Origin of the sequence: Paenibacillus sp. FSL K6-2393 (assembly GCF_038002545.1) — a bacterium.
Lineage (GTDB): Bacteria > Bacillota > Bacilli > Paenibacillales > Paenibacillaceae > Paenibacillus.
The window spans coordinates 4,008,301-4,026,391 of sequence record NZ_JBBOCU010000001.1 but is presented as its reverse complement, the minus strand read 5'-3'; the positions used below and the strand labels follow the sequence as shown (position 1 = coordinate 4,026,391).

The 18,091-nt window shown below is 44.6% G+C and carries 11 protein-coding genes; 9 read left to right on the top strand and 2 right to left on the bottom strand.

Features of this window, described 5'->3' with window-relative positions; genetic code table 11:
- Window positions 1-42 precede the first annotated feature (42 nt).
- The 4 genes from MHI14_RS17650 (at window position 43) to MHI14_RS17635 (ending at window position 6,776) form a co-directional block, all read left to right on the top strand.
- Complete coding sequence (locus MHI14_RS17650; RefSeq protein ID WP_289392320.1) at window positions 43-1,716, top strand: ribonuclease J; 1,674 nt, start codon at window positions 43-45, stop codon at window positions 1,714-1,716.
- Window positions 1,717-1,961: 245 nt separating this feature from the next.
- Entirely contained in the window at window positions 1,962-2,945 is a 984-nt protein-coding gene (locus MHI14_RS17645; RefSeq protein WP_341130901.1) for a LacI family DNA-binding transcriptional regulator, read from the top strand.
- Between the two features lie 346 nt (window positions 2,946-3,291).
- Window positions 3,292-4,767 carry a glycoside hydrolase family 32 protein gene (locus MHI14_RS17640; protein WP_341130900.1) on the top strand — a complete coding sequence of 492 codons (1,476 nt, stop codon included), beginning with the start codon at window positions 3,292-3,294 and terminating at the stop codon, window positions 4,765-4,767.
- Window positions 4,768-4,793: 26 nt separating this feature from the next.
- Complete coding sequence (locus tag MHI14_RS17635; RefSeq protein WP_341130899.1) at window positions 4,794-6,776, top strand: sucrose-specific PTS transporter subunit IIBC; 1,983 nt, start codon at window positions 4,794-4,796, stop codon at window positions 6,774-6,776.
- A 189-nt stretch (window positions 6,777-6,965) separates the two neighbouring features.
- On the opposite strand, the gene MHI14_RS17630 is transcribed toward MHI14_RS17635, so the two are convergent.
- Together MHI14_RS17630 and MHI14_RS17625 are read right to left on the bottom strand one after the other, a co-directional pair.
- The gene (locus tag MHI14_RS17630) at window positions 6,966-7,865 is read right to left on the bottom strand and encodes a manganese catalase family protein (protein WP_091031094.1); all 900 of its coding nucleotides are present in this window, start codon (window positions 7,863-7,865) and stop codon (window positions 6,966-6,968) included.
- A gap of 131 nt (window positions 7,866-7,996) precedes the next feature.
- Window positions 7,997-9,724: a cellulase family glycosylhydrolase gene (locus tag MHI14_RS17625; RefSeq protein ID WP_341130898.1), complete on the bottom strand. Its 1,728-nt coding sequence runs from the start codon at window positions 9,722-9,724 to the stop codon at window positions 7,997-7,999.
- 322 nt (window positions 9,725-10,046) lie between these two features.
- Here MHI14_RS17625 and MHI14_RS17620 point away from each other — a divergent pair, with 322 nt between their 5' ends.
- The 5 genes from MHI14_RS17620 to MHI14_RS17600 all read left to right on the top strand — a co-directional run bounded on the left by MHI14_RS17620 (window position 10,047) and on the right by MHI14_RS17600 (window position 18,061).
- The gene (locus tag MHI14_RS17620) at window positions 10,047-10,877 is read left to right on the top strand and encodes an amidohydrolase family protein (protein ID WP_289392327.1); all 831 of its coding nucleotides are present in this window, start codon (window positions 10,047-10,049) and stop codon (window positions 10,875-10,877) included.
- A 427-nt stretch (window positions 10,878-11,304) separates the two neighbouring features.
- Window positions 11,305-12,747 carry a 6-phospho-beta-glucosidase gene (locus MHI14_RS17615; RefSeq protein ID WP_341130897.1) on the top strand — a complete coding sequence of 481 codons (1,443 nt, stop codon included), beginning with the start codon at window positions 11,305-11,307 and terminating at the stop codon, window positions 12,745-12,747.
- Between the two features lie 424 nt (window positions 12,748-13,171).
- A complete protein-coding gene (gene licT / locus MHI14_RS17610) occupies window positions 13,172-14,002 on the top strand; it encodes a BglG family transcription antiterminator LicT (protein ID WP_036608447.1) in 831 nt (276 codons plus the stop codon).
- A gap of 211 nt (window positions 14,003-14,213) precedes the next feature.
- On the top strand, window positions 14,214-16,103 hold the full coding sequence (locus MHI14_RS17605; RefSeq protein WP_341130896.1) for a beta-glucoside-specific PTS transporter subunit IIABC: 1,890 nt from the start codon (window positions 14,214-14,216) through the stop codon (window positions 16,101-16,103).
- 488 nt (window positions 16,104-16,591) lie between these two features.
- Entirely contained in the window at window positions 16,592-18,061 is a 1,470-nt protein-coding gene (locus MHI14_RS17600) for an Msr family ABC-F type ribosomal protection protein (RefSeq protein ID WP_341130895.1), read from the top strand.
- The last annotated feature ends 30 nt before the right edge of the window (window positions 18,062-18,091 follow it).

The following is an 18,091-nucleotide window of genomic DNA, read 5'->3' as shown; positions in this document are numbered from 1 at the left end:
CCGTATCGCATACGTTTGTCACGCAGAGGAGGAATAATAGAGTTGAATCTAGCCCACAACAAACTGTATATCGCTGCACTTGGCGGCGTAAATGAAATAGGAAAGAATATGTATTTCATCCAGTACAATCAGGACATCATCGTGATTGACTGTGGTTCGAAGTTTCCCGATGAGACATTGCCTGGTATTGATCTGATCATTCCGGATGCAGCGTATCTGCTGGAGAACCTGGATAAAGTAAGGGGTCTTGTGGTTACCCATGGACATGAAGATCACATTGGTGGCATTCCCTATTTGTTAAAACAAATGAACATCCCGGTGTATGCATCCAGGCTCACTCGCGGGCTGATCGAGCTTAAACTGAAAGAGCATGGGCTGCTGCGCAAGGCGGACCTGCACACGATCGATGCTCACTCCAGCATTACGCTGGGAGGGATCGAGGTTTCCTTTTTCGCAACCAGTCACAGTATACCGGATTGTCTTGGTATCTTCTTTAAGACGCCAGCGGGCAATGTCGTGCATACCGGAGATTTCAAATTTGATATGTCGCCTGTACATGGACCTTTCCCAGATCTGCACCGCATGGCCGAGATTGGCAAACAGGGTGTCCATATTTTGCTCTCCGAGAGTACCAATGCAGAAAGACCCGGATTTACACCTTCCGAGCGTGTGGTGGGAGACCACATTCTGGATGCCTTTATCCGTGCAAAACAAAAAGTATTTATCTCCACCTTTGCGTCGAATGTCAGCAGGGTACAGCAGATTGTGAATGCAGCATTCGAGACGGGACGCAAACTGGCACTGTTGGGCAGAAGTATGGTGAATGTGGTATCGGTGGCCAGTGAATTGGGGTATTTGCAAGTTCCTGACGGATTGTTGATTGAAGCTATCGATTCGGATCAGTTTCCACCTGAACAAGTCGTTGTATTATGCACTGGTAGCCAGGGAGAAGCGATGGCAGCATTGTCACGTTTGGCATCCGGTAAACATCCTCACGTAAGAATTAACGCCGGGGACACGGTCATTATTGCTGCCGGAGCCATTCCGGGCAATGAACGAAATCTAGCACATGTAATTGATAACCTGTATGTTCTCGGAGCACGAGTGATATATGGTTCAAGTGGTGCAGCAGGAATGCATGTATCGGGACACGGCAGTCAGGAAGAACTCAAATTGATGTTAACCCTGATGAAACCGGATTATCTGATTCCGATCCACGGTGAGTTCCGTATGTTGTATCAGCACAGACTGCTTGCCGAGTCCGTAGGTATAGAGCGTGATCATGTGTTTATCGTGAATAATGGGGATATGGTCCAATACAAAGACGGCACTGCTTCTCTAGGTCCCAAAGTTGCATCAGGCAACAGTCTCGTAGACGGTCTGATTATGGGTGATGTCGGCAATATTGTACTGCGTGATCGCAGGCAACTGTCTTCCGATGGCATGCTGGTGATTGTGACTACACTGAGCAAAACGGAAAAACAGATGGTCACGTCACCCGAAATTATCTCCAGAGGGTTTATATTCGTTAAGGATTCGGAAGAATTCATGCATGAGATCCATGAGCTTGTTCTAAACCGGATGGATGAGTTGACCGGGGCTGGGGTGAATCAGTGGAATGTGATCAAAAGAAAGCTGAAAGACGAGATCGGTCACTATATTTACGCTCAAACAAAGAGAAGACCTATGATCTTGCCAATTATTATTGAGGTCTGAGTCAGCAGGGATAGGTATTATCCTTGCCCTGATGGTCTGTGCAAACGTGTATATGAAAGTTAAACAGCCTGATGAATGTCGGATCATACTTCTGTATGAACGTCACATTGATATCGGGCTTTTGCTATTACATCGGGAATGTACCATAGACGTGGAATAAATGGAGTTGAATCAAATTCGCCATGGGTTTGCGATTCGAAGTATAATAAAAGGTAAACTAGCTAATAGAAATAAGAGGAGTCTTTATGAATAAAACGATTTCTGATATCGCTCAGATGGCAGGTGTGGCAAAAAGCACGGTTTCTCGCTACCTGAATGGCGGATCGGTTAGTGAGGATACACGACAGAAGATTGAGCGTATTATCAAACAATACAATTATGTTCCCAACACATTTGCACAGAGTCTGAAGGCAAAGAAGACCAGTATCATCGGTACGGTTGTGCCACGCCTCGATTCTTTTGCGACATCCCAGACATTGATTGGAATTGATGAAGAACTGCGAAGTAATCAGTATCAGATGCTGATCGCTAATACGAGTCAGGACATGCAGCGCGAGATTGATGCCATCTATGATTTTGCACGACAGAAGGTGTCGGGTATTATTCTGCTGGCTGCTGAAGTGACTGAAGCACATCTGAAGGCCGTTGAGGATATACGGATTCCGGTGTTATTGGTGGGGCAGCAGCATGAGCAACTGCACAGTCTGGTTCACAATGATGATCAGGCAGGTTATGAGATGGGCAGATATGTCGTCGAACAAGGTCACCGCAAGATCGTGTATATGGGAGTTAGCGAGAAGGATCGGGCGGTAGGGTTCTATCGTAAACAAGGATTCCAGCGAGCAATCGCCGAGTGTGGTGGATGTGAAGTGAAGTATTATGAGACAAGCTTTAAGATGTCTGAAGCCATCGTTACCGCTGAAGCCATTCTGAAAGAAATCACACCAACGATCATTGTAGGGGCTACGGACAATATTGCACTGGGAGTGATGAAGATTGCGTTCTCCAATAAAATCCGCATACCGCAAGATTTGTCTGTTACCGGATTTGGCGGATATGATATTACGGAGATGATTCACCCCACGCTTACTACTGTGAAGTATCATTATTTGCAGGCAGGTAAAGTAGCCGCGAATCACATTATTCGTCTGGTCAAAGGCGAGTCGGTGGAGGAACGAACAACACTGGACATAGAACTAATTCCTCGAGAAAGCGTTGACAAACTATAAAAACATCCTTTATGATAATTCCATCGAACCGGTTCCACTATGGATATCCAATTCGGATATGCGGAACGCGGGCAGGCATGAATGCCATATGGAATTATTTTTTTGCGTCCATTGGAACCGGTTCCTATAATTGATTTTCGTATAAGTTAAATAAGAATTAAACATTTACGGAGAGGGCAGAAAAAATCTGAAGAAACGTAGTGTTCGCCTTTATCCCCGGATTTCACCCTTTAGAAAAGGGATCAGGAAATCTGGGGATAACAGCGATCTGAGGATTGTTCTGCCATCGTAGTTTCAGTGTGAAATTTCTTGGTCTAACTTATATAAGCAAGAATGGAGAACAGCTATGAAAATGACTAGAGAGCAACGCTACAGACGAATTGAGCAAGCGGAGACTGGAGAGATTGCGAAGCTTGAAGCACAGATATCCGTATGTCCTTGGCGACAGAGTTATCACATTCAGCCGATAACAGGTCTGCTTAATGATCCTAACGGCTTTGCATATTATCAAGGCTATTATCATCTGTTCTATCAGTGGTTTCCACTTGGAACAGAACATGGCATGAAATACTGGTATCATACCCGCTCGAAGAATCTGGTGAACTGGGAAAATGTCGGGATTGGAATTGAACCGGGTGGCAGGTATGACTCACACGGATCTTATTCCGGCAGTGCGATTGAAAAAGACGGCAAGCTGCACTTGCTATACACGGGCAATACGAGGGATGAGGCTTGGGTCAGACATCCGTATCAATGCTTGGCAGTTATGGATGAAAGCGGTTCAGTAGCCAAACTGAATGATCCAGTGATCTCATCTGTGCCAGACGGATACACGGAACACTTCAGAGATCCCAAAGTGTGGCAACAAGGGGACACGTATTATTGTGTAATTGGTGCGCAGAGAACAGATGAGACGGGATGTACAGTGCTGTATCGCTCAACAGATCTGAAGAACTGGGAGTTTCTTGGTGAAATTCGTACGCAATTAACCTCCTTTGGCTACATGTGGGAGTGCCCGGATTATATGGAGATGGACGGGAGAGGTGTACTTGTCTTTTCCCCACAAGGGTTAGATGGTACGGGAGATCATTATCAGAATATTTTTCAGTCCGGTTATCTGATCGGTGAGCTGCTTAATCTCCAGACGAGAGAGTTCAATCATGGTGAATTTCAGGAGTTGGATCGTGGATTCGACTTCTATGCTCCGCAAACCATGCAGGGTCCGGACGGAAGACGTATTCTGGTTGGTTGGATGGGACTCCCCGACCTGGCGTATCCGACAGACGATAGTGGCTGGGCACATTGCCTGACCATTCCTCGGCAATTGTCACTCCGAGACGGCAAGTTAATCCAACAACCTGTTACAGAGATGGTGCAATTGCGTCAGCAGGATAAAGACACACATATTCGCGCAACGATTGACAATGAGAGTCGATCTTTCACTGATTTTAATGGGATTGCCTATGAGCTGATATGTGAGATAAGCCATGTAGATGCACAGGTTGTAGGCATCGAATTCCGGGCCAATGGAGCTGAAAAAACGGTTCTTTTATATGATCGAATTCAGCAGAAAGTTGTCTTGGATCGGACGATGTCTGGTACCAAGCTGGCAGAGCAGAATGGCGTTGTACGACAGTGCACACTTACTGCGGACGTGATTAAGTTCCATCTGTTCGTAGATGCATCCTCGGTCGAGATCTTTGTGAACGATGGGGAAGAGGTCTTTACCAGCCGCATTTTCCCAAGCCGGGACAGCGTGGACATTTGTTTCTTTGCACGTGGAGGCAAAGCTGATTTTGAAGCAACAAAATGGGATTATTAAGTATTTCGTGAGAGGAATGAGATAACATGTCGGAGAATCAACGGATTGCCCAGGAAGTCATTCATGCCATCGGGGGCAAAGAGAATATCGCATCATTTGCACATTGTGCAACACGTCTTCGGATCATGGTGAAAGATAAAGAAAAAATTGATCAGAAAACGGTCGAGAACATCGAGAAGGTGAAAGGGGCTTTTTTCAACTCGGGTCAATATCAGATTATCTTTGGTACGGGAACGGTGAATCGAATCTTTGAAGAGGTCGAGAAGCTGGGAATCGAAGGATCGTCCAAGGATGATGTGAAGAGTCAGGGGAAAAAGGAAGGAAATGCTTTTCAGCGGGCTATCCGCACATTTGGTGACGTATTTGTACCCATCATTCCCGTTCTGGTAGCTACAGGACTGTTCATGGGATTGCGCGGATTACTTACCCAGAATGAAATTCTGGCGTTGTTCGGTGCAACACCGGATGATATCTCGGCCAATTTCCTGTTGTTCACTCAGATCCTGACGGATACGGCCTTTGCATTTCTGCCTGCGCTTGTAGCGTGGTCTGCGTTCCGCGTATTTGGCGGAAGTCCGGTACTTGGTATCGTACTGGGGCTAATGCTGGTTAATCCCGCATTACCCAATGCTTACGCGGTAGCAGATGGATCAGCACAGCCGCTGCATATGTTCGGTTTTATACCTGTCGTGGGTTATCAGGGATCGGTTCTACCCGCGTTCTTTGTAGGTTTGATTGGAGCCAAGTTTGAGAAGGTACTAAGAAGACGGATACCTGAGGCACTGGACTTAATTCTGACTCCTTTTATTACGTTAACGGTTATGATTACGCTTGGACTATTCGCGATTGGTCCCGTGTTCCATTCCCTAGAAGAGTGGGTGCTGCATGGAACAACTGCCGTATTGGATCTTCCGTTTGGCATCGCAGGTATTATCATTGGATTCTTCCATCAGATTATTGTCGTTACCGGTGTACATCACATCTTTAATTTCCTGGAGATTCAGCTACTGGAGAAGACGGGATTTAACCCGTTCAACGCGATCATCACCTGTGCCATGGCAGCACAAGGAGCCGCTTGTCTTGCCGTAGGTCTGAAGACCAAAAATATGAAACTCAAAGCACTCGCATTACCTTCTTCCTTGTCCGCATTTCTGGGCATTACCGAACCAGCCATCTTCGGAGTTAACTTGCGTTATATGAAACCATTTATTATGGGACTGATTGGTGGTGGTGTGGGTGGTTTTATCGCTTCCTTGTTCCATCTGCAAGGTACAGGCATGGCTGTAACGGTTATTCCCGGTACACTGCTCTATCTGAACAGCCAACTGCCGTTGTATATCTTGTCTAACGTAGTTGCCATGGCGATTGCATTTGCACTTACCTGGTTCTTCGGATATAAGGATCAACCGGTTGCAGAAGAAGCGGTGAGCCATGAAAACAGTGGAGTAACATCAACTGAAGTTAAAGCAGAGGAATCTAATCCGCGTATTAATTCAGTTACCGATGCCGTTACAAGCAATCGTCCTAAGGTAGATTTTCTCGAAATCGCTTCGCCAATGAACGGTACCGTTGTTGCTCTGGAGCAGGTTCCTGACCCGGCGTTCTCGGAAAAACACATGGGTGAGGGCATTGCCATTGAGCCATCAGAAGGTAAGGTGTATGCACCGTTTGATGGTGTCATCGCACATGTCATGAATAAGAGTAAACATGCGGTTATTCTGGAGCATGAGACAGGTGTACAGATGCTGGTTCATATCGGAATTAATACGGTTGGACTAAAAGGAAACGGTTTTACCGCACATGTGAATAGCGGAGATCATGTAACTGCAGGACAATTGTTGATTGAATTTGACATGGATGTCATTCAGGCTGCGGGTCTGCCAGTGATTACACCTGTATTGATCCCAAGTGGAAACGAAGCGATAGCAACTGTTACTGCAACCTCAACCGGTCGTGTGCAAGCCAATGGGGAAGCAGTACTGATAGTGAAATTTACTGAGCCACAATAGAGGCGTGTAAAGTGGGAAGCGGGTAGAGATTCATCTCACCCGTTTCCCTTTTTTGTGCACACCGATTATGAAATCAAATAAAACAGTCATCGGTGATCTAAACAATTCATGAGAGTCAGCACGTAAGGTATCACCATTTTACGGTGATCCAATCTACGCCCTATGAATGAACAAACGTCAATCGTGGGTCTACAGACCAGCGTGCCGTTTCAGCCGCTCTGCAATCTGCATCAGATCTTCCGCGGATATCCCTGGCGCAAATTCTTCCGGCAGATCAGGCAGCTCAGGTACTGGCCCTCCATACCCCGGCAAGCCGGCAAAAGCCTCCAGTTTACCACCATCGGTTGGGTGTGTTCCTTTCCAAATCTGAGCAATGCCCTGATAATCCTTGTCACTAAACGTGTACAGTCTGCGGTGCTCGCCCATGGCTTCCCATTTTCTTGTCGTTTCAAAAGCTTTGTTATCCAGTCGAGGAATAGGGAACATCTTCGTTACATCCACACCCGTTGCAATCTCCAATGCCTTGGCATACGCCAGAACGTGCACACCTCCACGTACAAGCAGGTATCCTGTCATTTCTCGGGCTGTTTTGTTGTCCGTCATTTCGTAGACTCTCATTTTGTGAGTTCTTGCTCCGCATTCAAGAAAGAAATTATGCAGCAGATCAAAGATCAGATTGCCACTGCTTACGACATATGAACCATTCCAGGGTCTTCCCATGGAGTCATAAGGGAGCGCTGTCTGGGCAGATTCGATAAAGTGTGACGTCATCCGTGCGTCTTTTCCAACACGCAGTGGTGTGGAGTCTGGGTCACCTGGTGATGTTGAACCTTCAAGCATCAGGTTAATCGTATTGGCGACAAGTTCGACATGGCCGAATTCCTCCGCGGTAATACTTGCAACAATGTCATAAAAGGGACGCAGCTTGGATCTGCCTCTGAAATTAAATGACTGAAACATATAGTTATTTAATGTTGACATTTCCCCGAACTTTCCACCAAGCAACTCCTGAACTGCACTAGCTCCATTAGGGTCCGGATTATTGGATATGGGTAGTTCGATGGCAAGACGGTCTACACGTTTAAACATGACATTTCCCCCTCAATCCTAGTTAGTGTAAAGGTATGAAGGGGCACTTGTACGTTATTCGATCATTTGTGAAACAAAAACAAAACGTTCTGCCAGAGCTTAAAGTTCTGAACAGAACGTTAGATGAGTTCTTATTTGGAAGTTAAGCCAACAACGCTGGTTCCATTTTTCGTGATTTTGTACGTCAGCACATCTCCGTTCCAGAAATGGAACTTAAGCGTGACTTCGCCATCATTGGTTTCATTGAAGAAGTTAGGTTTCAGCTCAATCACATTACGTTCGTAATCTGGGCTAAATGTGTAGGAGAATTCTTTGAACGAAGTCCAGTTCTGTGGACCGGCGTTCTCTCCGTTTGCATACGTTGCTTCCATCGTGGCCAGTTGATTGCCGTTAAACGTAGTAGGAATGGCAAATGCACTGGTTGTACCAGTTGCATCGTTCAACATAGGTGTGTCATATTTAATAATATTGAAGTTCCAGTCAGCACCTTGGTTGAATCCAGCTGTGAGTGTAGCATTTACGCCCAAATCACCAGAGGCTGTCAATTTGGTTAACAGATTGGATTTCAACGTAAGTACATCTTTTTTAATCGTATAGTCTTTACCTCTTACAAGAGGGGTGGTGCCATTTTTCAACGAATTGAATTTGTTCCCATTCAGATTGAGTTTTACCTTTTTATCTTGAATAGCTTCATTTTGTTTAAGATATACGAGGTCCGTTTCGGCTGTGGATGAGCGACCTGTCCAGCTGGCTTTCATGGTATCAAATAGTTCCTGATCAGACCAGGTAAAGCTTGTGCGTCCGAAGTGCTGTCCGTTGTCCCATAACATCGTTGTCATCTGTTTTTGACGCAGATATTGTCCAACAAATTCGAAGAATTTCAGTTTTTCGCCTTGCTCAATGACACCTGTGTGCTGGTCAAAACCAAGCAAGCCATACTCACCGACGATAACTGGAATGCCTTTCGCTGTAAAAGCATTGTATACCCGATCGAATGTGTCGGTAACGTCCTTCTGTACTTCCTCGTTATACTTGGTGTAACCTGCGATGTTCACACTGAATGGCCAAAACCCGTAGTAGTGAACGGTTGCAATAATATTGGTGTCATTCAATTTCTGAATGGTCTTATTCAGTTCATCCAGATCAGGTTGAGCGGAAGAGGTATGCATCGTTGGAAGGACAAGTGGACGTGTCTCGTTGTTTCCACCCGAAGTTCTTACGATCTTGTGAAAAGAAGTATTCAACTCGTCCAGCATGCGATATCCAATCGTTGCATCTGTTGTGCCGCCTTCAGAGAAACGTGGTTCGTTAACGCTTTCGAACATGAGTTTATCGGATGCATCTTTGAATTTGTCCGCAATCTGAGTCCAAGCAGAGTTATAACGTGCAAGCACGTTATCATGGTCTTTCTCCATGTAACTGATCCAGCGCCAGGAATCATGGTGAAGATTGATCATGACATAGAGATCGGCATCAAGGGCCCAGTTTACCACTTCTTGAACCCGGTTCATGTAAGCGGAATCAATTATGTAGTCGGGTGCGTCACCGATGTGGGCTTCCCAGGTCACAGGAATACGGATACTATTGTAGCCCTCAGCTGCGATCGATTGTATTAGTTCCTTCGTAATGCGCGGGTTGCCCCAGGCTGTTTCATCTTCACCAACGGAGTCCAGAGAGTTACCCAGATTCCAGCCAGGCTCCATGGCATTTACATAGGTCTGCATTTTGCTTGGAGCGGGTGATGCACTGGCCTGTTCGCTGTTGTCAGTCGCAGCTGAAGCCATAGCGGAGGCGAATAGAGATAGAATCAGGGCAGTCACAAGCGTAAGAGATAGGACTGATTTGCGGTTTTTTTTCATTAATATAGTCTCCTTCGAATAGAGAATGGTTGAACGTGAATAGCGGTTAAGCAGGGTGAAAATAGAGCTCAACGCAAACAAAAATTCACTTGTTTAATACTAAAATCACCACCGATTTATGTTCTGAAAGCGTTTTCGTAATTTACTATATCATGATTTAATATTGGACAATACCTGCACAATTGGCATAAAAATCATGTAAAAATCAGTGATTTTGCCATATTTATAGATTGTGTAGTAAGCGTTTATTTCATTGGAAATAAAAATCATATGGTTGCTTTTTAATGATAATTAGATTTAAATACCCTGGGAGGGATCTAATATGAAGCTGGATGCACATCAACATTTCTGGGAATACAATGTCGCCGAGTACGGATGGATTGGCGAAGAGATGAAAACCATTCGTCAATCTTTTCTTCCGGAAAATCTTGAACCTTTATTGGTCCAATCAGGACTGGATGGATGTATTGCGGTACAAGCCAGACAATCACTGACAGAAACCGAGTGGCTTCTGCAGCTGGCAGATCGGCATGAATGTATCAAAGGTGTTGTCGGATGGGTAGATCTTTGTTCGGATGAAGTTCGGAATCAGCTTGAACTCTTCGCGTCCAATCCGTATCTGAAGGGCGTACGTCATGTCATACAGGATGAACCTGATCTGGATTATGTATTGAGAGAAGACTTTCAGCGCGGAATTTCATTGCTAAAAGAATATGATTTGGCCTATGATTTGTTGGTATCCAAGGAGCAACTGCCTTATGCCGTTGAATTGGTTAAGACGTTTCCTGAGCAGCGATTTGTACTTGATCATCTAGCCAAACCCGACATAAAATCAGGTATAATCTCACCCTGGAAAGAAGCACTTGAGTCATTGGCCGCACAACCTAATGCGTACTGTAAACTTTCAGGGATGGTGACGGAAGCAGATTGGGCAAATTGGACTCCAAAGGACTTTACAGCCTATCTGAATATCGCCATAGAAGCCTTTGGTGCGGAACGGTTAATGTTCGGGTCCGACTGGCCCGTGAGCAACGTTTCAGCTACGTATTCTGAAGTATACGGTCTCATTAATTCTCACATTAATGCCCTACCTATATTAGATCAACAGATGATTCTTGGCGGCACATGTGCTGCATTCTATCAAATATCGTAGTGGGCATTCCGAAGCTAAACCGGTTTCAAGAAGTTGACAACTGTTCTGATTCTTGCTAAAGTTTTATCCAATCCGCATAATCATGATCTGGGAATGTTACCGATATGGGCATAACCTGAGCTGGCTTGTTTACACGTAATCGTGTACCAGGCTGGTTCGGGTTTTTTGTATTTAAGTTGAACAAACGATTTTACACGGGACGACTGCGCGGCCAGAACAATCTTCCAATCGCTGTTATCCCCAGATTTTTTGAATCCCTTTTTAAAGGGGAAATCCGGTGATAAAGGCGAACGCGCCGCTTCTCCAGATTTTTTCTGTCCTCTCCGTTTATGTGTAATCGTGTAGTTCAACTTAAATAGTTTGTCTTATTAATGTTTCTTGCGATTTGAGCGGGTAGCTGAATTACATATTTGGAAGGAGAATGATGATGACGAATTTTAAATTTCCTAAAGATTTTCTGTGGGGTGGAGCCATTGCTGCTAATCAGGCGGAGGGCGCGTATCTGGAAGATGGCAAAGGGCTGAGTATCGTTGACTTGCTTCCGACAGGTGAGAACCGCAGAAGCATTATGAAAGGTCATGTTCCGGCTTTTACACCGCTCGCTACCGAGTTCTATCCTTCACATGAAGCGATCGATTTTTATCACCGTTACCCCGAAGACATTGCTCTATTTGCCGAAATGGGATTCAAAGCACTGCGTGTCTCCATTGCCTGGGCACGGATTTTCCCGACAGGAGAAGATGCACAGCCGAATGAAGCCGGATTGCAATTTTACGATAACCTGTTTGATGAATTATTGAAGAACGGCATTGAACCTGTAGTTACATTAGCTCACTTCGATGTGCCTGTACACCTGATCGAGAAGTATGGCAGCTGGAGAAGTCGTGAACTGGTAACCTTATTCGAGACTTACGCTACAACGGTATTCACTCGGTACAAAGACAAGGTGAAATACTGGATGACATTTAATGAGATCAACATGTTGCTTCATCTTCCGTTCCTTGGGGCGGGGCTGGCGTTCAAGGAAGGAGATAACATCAAGGAAATTCAATATCAGGCTGCTCACCACCAACTGGTTGCAAGTGCACTGGCAGTCAAGGCATGTCATGAGATTATTCCTGGTGCCCTGATTGGGTGTATGCTCGCCGCAGGAAGCTTCTATCCGTATACCTGTAATCCGGAAGATGTGTTCCAGGGCATGGAAAAAGATAGAGAGTCCTATTTCTTCATCGATGTGCAGTCACGTGGGGAATATCCGGGTTACGCCAAACGTTTCTTTAAAGATCACGGGTTGAACATTGTTATGCAGCCCGGTGATTCGGAAATCTTGAAAAATCATACGGTAGATTATATCGGGTTCAGCTATTATTCAAGTCGTACAACCAGCACCGATCCGGAAGTTGTCAAAAATATGACCAGTGGTAATGTATTTGGCTCGGTAGCCAATCCATATCTGGCGAAGTCCGAATGGGGCTGGACAATTGATCCCAAAGGATTCCGTATTACCGCCAATCAACTACATGATCGTTATCAGAAACCGCTGTTTGTTGTTGAGAATGGATTTGGTGCCAATGACGTGGTTACACCGGAAGGTGAAGTGGATGATGCATACCGGATTGACTACTTGAAACGACATGTAGCTGAAATGGGTGAGGCTATTCAGGACGGTGTAAACATCATTGGTTACACTAGCTGGGGACCTATTGATATTGTAAGTGCATCCTCAGGTGAGATGAGAAAACGTTATGGCTACATTTACGTGGATCGTAATAATGAAGGTCAAGGTGAGCTGACACGGCTGAAGAAGAAGAGTTTTGAGTGGTACAAAAATGTGATCGAATCCAACGGAACAAACCTGGGTGACGCGTAGTTTATATTTTTCTGAAATAAAATGGTCTTGTACGGCAATAAAACATCGGAAGTTTCATCTATATAAATTGAACTAAACATTTACACAAACCGGAGAGGACAGAAAAAAGCTGGAGATAACAGCGATCGGAAGGTTGTTCTGTCATCGGAGTAGCTAGTGTAAATATTCTCTAGTTCAATTTATATAACCATGGGACTTCCGATTGTCCTCACATTGAAAGCGTTGACATATAGTCAGGTTCGCGCTATACTTGACGCAATTATATCGTTTCTGGGATTGTTACTACTCGAAGTAGGCAAAACCTAAGCACCAAAAAAAGCAGACCACCATGTCTTGTTTATTTTGTGATGCTTCAGGTTTTTTTTGTATGCCCAAAAGACGATGTATAACTGCCAAGAGAGTGGAACGTGACGGGGGGATTGAAGTGAAAATAGCAAAGGTTATCAACAATAACGTCATTAGCATCTATCAGGCGGATGGAGCAGAGCTTGTGGTGATGGGACGTGGGATTGCCTTTAAGAAAAAGCCGGGGGATAAAGTAGACGAGACCCGCATCCAGAAAGTATTTGCATTGAAAAACAAACAAACATCCGATAATTTCAAAATGCTGCTGCGCGAAGTTCCGATGGAACTGATTGAAATTGTGGAAGAGATCATCACGTATGCAAGTGAGAATCTGGGCCGAAAGCTGAATGAGAACATCTATGTATCTCTTACAGATCATATTAACTTCGCCATCGAACGTTATCGGGAAGGCGTGGAGATCAAGAACGCATTAATGTGGGAGATCAAACAGTTGTACAAGCCCGAATTCGAACTGGGCCTGAAGACGCTGGAACAGATCAATACCCGCATGAATATTGAGCTTCCGCCCGATGAAGCCGCTTTTATTGCCCTTCATATTGTCAACGCAGAGATGAACGAAGAAGTTATCACAACGATGAATATTACGAAGTTTATCCAGCAGATTATTAATATAGCGAAATATCATTTCAAAATGGAATTTGATGAGGACTCCCTCAGTTATTTTCGCTTTATCACACATCTGAAGTTCTTCTCCCAGCGTGTTCTCAGCGGTACGCATTACGACAACAACTATGATCATTTCTATGACATGATTAAGGAGAAACATCCTGATGCCGCAGCATGTACGGAGAAAATTGAGATGTTTGTCAAAAAAGAGTACAACCATGAGCTGACCAATGAAGAAAAATTGTATCTGACGGTTCATATCGAACGAGTGGTTAATCGATAATATTTAAATGTTGACAAAAATGGTTTTATTATAATAATATGTGATTAACAGGAATTGAATACGATTTAACTGGGATTGTTACTGGTTATGCAGGCAAAACCTAAGTCATGAGAAGGTCAGGACCATTTTGTCCCCTTGCTCAAGGCTTAGGTTTTTTGCGTGCAAAAAAATCGGTAAAGGGCCTGTTTGAGAAAAAGTGGGGGTGCAGATCATGAGTCAAGAGAAACTGGCCAAAGAGATTGTAGAACTGGTCGGCGGTGAGAAAAATGTGGAATCGCTGGTTCATTGTGCAACACGGTTACGGTTTGTATTGAAGGACGATGCCAAGGCAGACAAAGCCAAACTGGAGAAAACAGAAGGAATCATCGCAGTCAAAGAAAATGGAGGACAGTTCCAGGTTGTTGTTGGTAACAAGGTGCCTGAAGTTTATAGTGCCATTGGACAGATCAGTAACATTCTGGACGATTCGTCAGATAAAGAAAAACCTCGCAAAGCAGCCAAAGGGCTCGGGGGTATTATCGATATCATATCCAGCATCTTTGCACCACTTCTGGGTGTTATGGCGGGAGCCGGTATTCTAAAAGGGTTATTGTTGATTGCAAGTAATATTGGATGGCTGGAAACGACAGAAACAACATATACAATCCTGTATGCAGCAGCAGATAGTCTCTTCTATTTCCTGCCTCTGTTGTTAGCGGTTACAACAGCACGTAAATTCCAGGGAAATATGTTTGTCGCGATGACGATTGCAGGAGCACTGATCTATCCGTCCATCGTCACATTGAAATCAGAAGGAACACCAACGGATTTCTTCGGTATCCCTGTCATTCTGATGAACTATTCATCTACAGTTATTCCAATTATTTTAGCTGTCATTGTCATGAGCAAGTTGGAGAAGTTCTTTAATAAGACACTTCACGATAGTGTGAAAAACTTTGTTACACCATTGTTTTTGCTAGTGATTATGGTACCACTGACACTGTTGGTATTTGGACCATTTGGTGTCTACGTTGGTAATGCAATTGCAGCCGGGCTCGTTGCCGCATTTGGATTCAGTCCATTGCTCGCAGGAGCCGTTATGGGTGCAAGCTGGCAGCTGCTCGTTATCTTCGGAATACACTGGGGTCTTATTCCGGTATTTATCAACAACGTTGCAGTGTATGGACAGGATGGCGTTAAACCGGCTGCGACAGCTTCGATCTTTGCTCAAACGGGCGCTGCTTTTGGGGTTATGCTGAAAACCAAGAACAAAAAACTGAAAACGCTGGCGGGATCATCCACGTTGACGGCTTTGTTCGGTATTACGGAACCGGCCATCTATGGGGTAACATTACCACTAAAACGTCCATTTATTGCAGGGGTAATCGGTGGTGCAGTTGGTGGGGCTATCATTGGTCAAGCGGGCACATTGGCATTTGCATCCGGCGCACCGGGATTACTGACCTTGCCAATCTTCTACGGACCAGGTGGACAAGGCTTCCCAGGATTGATTCTGGGTATCGTAGTATCCTTTGTTGTTTCGGCTGTACTCACGTACATCATGGGCTTCAAAGATCCGGTTGAAGAAGAAACAAAAACCGAACCTGCTGCATCTGCCGAGCAACCTGTTCGTGCAGCGAATGCTTTGGACGAAATTGTATTTAGCCCAATCGAAGGAACGATTGTTGAATTGTCGGAAGTTCCAGATCCAGCCTTTGCATCGGGAGCAATGGGGAAAGGGATTGCGATTGAGCCAGCTGTGGGCAGAGTCGTAGCGCCTTTTGATGGTACAGTTACCGTTGCATTCAAGAAAAAACATGCCTTGGCTGTAGTATCAGACACCGGTGCTGAAATATTGGTTCACGTGGGAGTTGATACCGTTAAATTGGATGGGCAGCATTTTGTTTCCCATATCAAAGAAGGCGATCGGGTCCAAGCGGGAGATCTGTTGCTTGAGTTCGATATTGCACAGATTAAGGCTGCTGGTTATCATACGGTAACGCCAATAATAGTAACCAACTCAGCCAACTACGAAGAAGTGATTCCACAGGCTACAGGTCAGGTTAGTAGCCAAGAGCTTCTATTAAAATTAAGTAGCGGTAATGGCCAGGAACAAAAATAGATTGATGTACTAATCTGATGGTGTCGTGTTTTCATCGTTCCGTTGACATGGTGGAATTGGAAAATTATAATTAGAATTGTACATCTATTACATGATAATGAAAGGTGGATTATTGAACATGACACATTCGATGAGACTGCGCTTCCTTCCTTTGAATCGGTAATCGAATACGTTCAAAGGCTCTGACTATTGGTTCAGAGTAAACGGGATCAGTCTGTCATTTTCAATCATCCTGACCTTAAAATAAGTGTTATACTCGCTTTCCCGTTTACGTTGAATCACAGGCCGCGGCCTGTGATTCTTTGTTTTTTCTTCTGATTATCTTAATCAGGTAAATAATTAGGTAAGGCGCTCAATACAGACTACTGGAGGTAACCGCTATGATGACGTTACTGTTCTATTGATACGAGCTGGCACGATAAGCTCGTATCGATAGAAGCGTGCTTCGCTATCGATACGAAATAAATCTTATTTCGGAGGTAGCGAATATGGAAAAGATATGTTTTGAATTAGAACAGGTTGAGATGACCTATATGGATAAAGTAATCCTGAACATTGAGCGACTGGCTGTGCATCAACTGGATCGTATTGGTGTAGTGGGTGGTAATGGTCAGGGTAAAAGTACGTTGTTGAAACTCATTGCGGGACAGATCCAGCCAACAGCCGGAAAGGTAAAACGTTTTGCAGAGTTTGGTTATTTGGAACAAGTGGAACCACCCCAGTCTAACGAAAGTATCGAAGTTGACGGGGCTTTGCTCAGTAAATTAGCCATACCTCAACACGACCAAGCATGGAGTGGCGGAGAACAGACCCGTCTAAAACTGGCTCAAATGTTCACTCATTATCATGAAGTACTGTTACTGGATGAACCAACAACCCATCTGGATCAAGAGGGCATTACATTTTTGCTGGATGAATTGCGTTATTACTATGGGGCAATCGTGATGATCAGTCATGATCGTGCGGTTCTGGATGAGCTGGTGACCACGATCTGGGAAATTCATCAGGGGGAGGTTCACGTATATTCCGGCAACTATAGCGACTATCAGACACAGAAAAGGCTGGAGCGTGAACAGCAGAACCAGGCCCACGAACAATTCTCGAAGGAGAAAAGACGATTGGAGTTGGCCGCCCGTGAAAAGATGAAGAAAGCCGAGAAAATAACGCAGGCCGGAAGCATGTCAAAAAAAGAATCCAAGGCAAAAACAAACCGTATGGTTGAAACAAAATCCAAAGGCACCAGTCAAAAAGCGGTGCACCGCGCAGCCAAAGCGATTGAACAGCGGATGCAACAACTTCATGAGGTAAAAGCAGTGCAAGAGGAACGGCCTATGATCTTCCGTCAGCCGAAGACACTGGAGCTGCACAATCGATTTCCAATTATGGCAGATCGTCTTACACTTGAAGTGGAAGGTAACGTATTGCTGGAGGATGTAAGTTTTCAAATTCCATTAAAACAAAAAATAGCGATAACCGGAGCCAATGGCAGCGGGAAAAGCACATTGCTTAACCATGTTTTCCATGTCGGAGATCAGATCATAATGTCTCCAAAAGCGAAGCTCGGTTATTTTCAGCAAATGAGCTATCGTTTCACGACAAAAGAGACCGTATTACAATTCCTGAAAAATCGTTCGCAGTATGAGGAATCAGAGCTCAGAAGTGCGTTGCATGCGATGCAGTTTACAGGTAATGACTTGCTGAAGAAGGTTGGGACATTAAGTGGAGGAGAAGCGATTCGTCTTCAATTATGTCACTTGTTTCTGGGCCAATATAACATTCTATTGTTGGATGAACCAACGAATTTTCTTGATATGCATGCACTGGAAGCGTTGGAGCGTTTTATCAAGGCGTATGAGGGGACGATTCTGTATGTATCTCATGATCAGAGGTTCATTGAAAATACAGCGGATCAACAATTTCAGATTACAGAGCGTCAATTAATTCAGGTGAATATATAAGTTGAACTAAAGAAGATTTACACGGATCAC

Coding starts and splice junctions, on each gene's coding strand:
- MHI14_RS17645 (WP_341130901.1), top strand. CDS start 1,962: ATGAATAAAACGATTTCTGATATCGCTCAGATGGCAGGTGTGGCAAAA.
- MHI14_RS17640 (WP_341130900.1), top strand. CDS start 3,292: ATGAAAATGACTAGAGAGCAACGCTACAGACGAATTGAGCAAGCGGAG.
- MHI14_RS17635 (WP_341130899.1), top strand. CDS start 4,794: ATGTCGGAGAATCAACGGATTGCCCAGGAAGTCATTCATGCCATCGGG.
- MHI14_RS17630 (WP_091031094.1), bottom strand. CDS start 7,865: ATGTTTAAACGTGTAGACCGTCTTGCCATCGAACTACCCATATCCAAT.
- MHI14_RS17625 (WP_341130898.1), bottom strand. CDS start 9,724: ATGAAAAAAAACCGCAAATCAGTCCTATCTCTTACGCTTGTGACTGCC.
- MHI14_RS17620 (WP_289392327.1), top strand. CDS start 10,047: ATGAAGCTGGATGCACATCAACATTTCTGGGAATACAATGTCGCCGAG.
- MHI14_RS17615 (WP_341130897.1), top strand. CDS start 11,305: ATGACGAATTTTAAATTTCCTAAAGATTTTCTGTGGGGTGGAGCCATT.
- MHI14_RS17605 (WP_341130896.1), top strand. CDS start 14,214: ATGAGTCAAGAGAAACTGGCCAAAGAGATTGTAGAACTGGTCGGCGGT.
- MHI14_RS17600 (WP_341130895.1), top strand. CDS start 16,592: ATGGAAAAGATATGTTTTGAATTAGAACAGGTTGAGATGACCTATATG.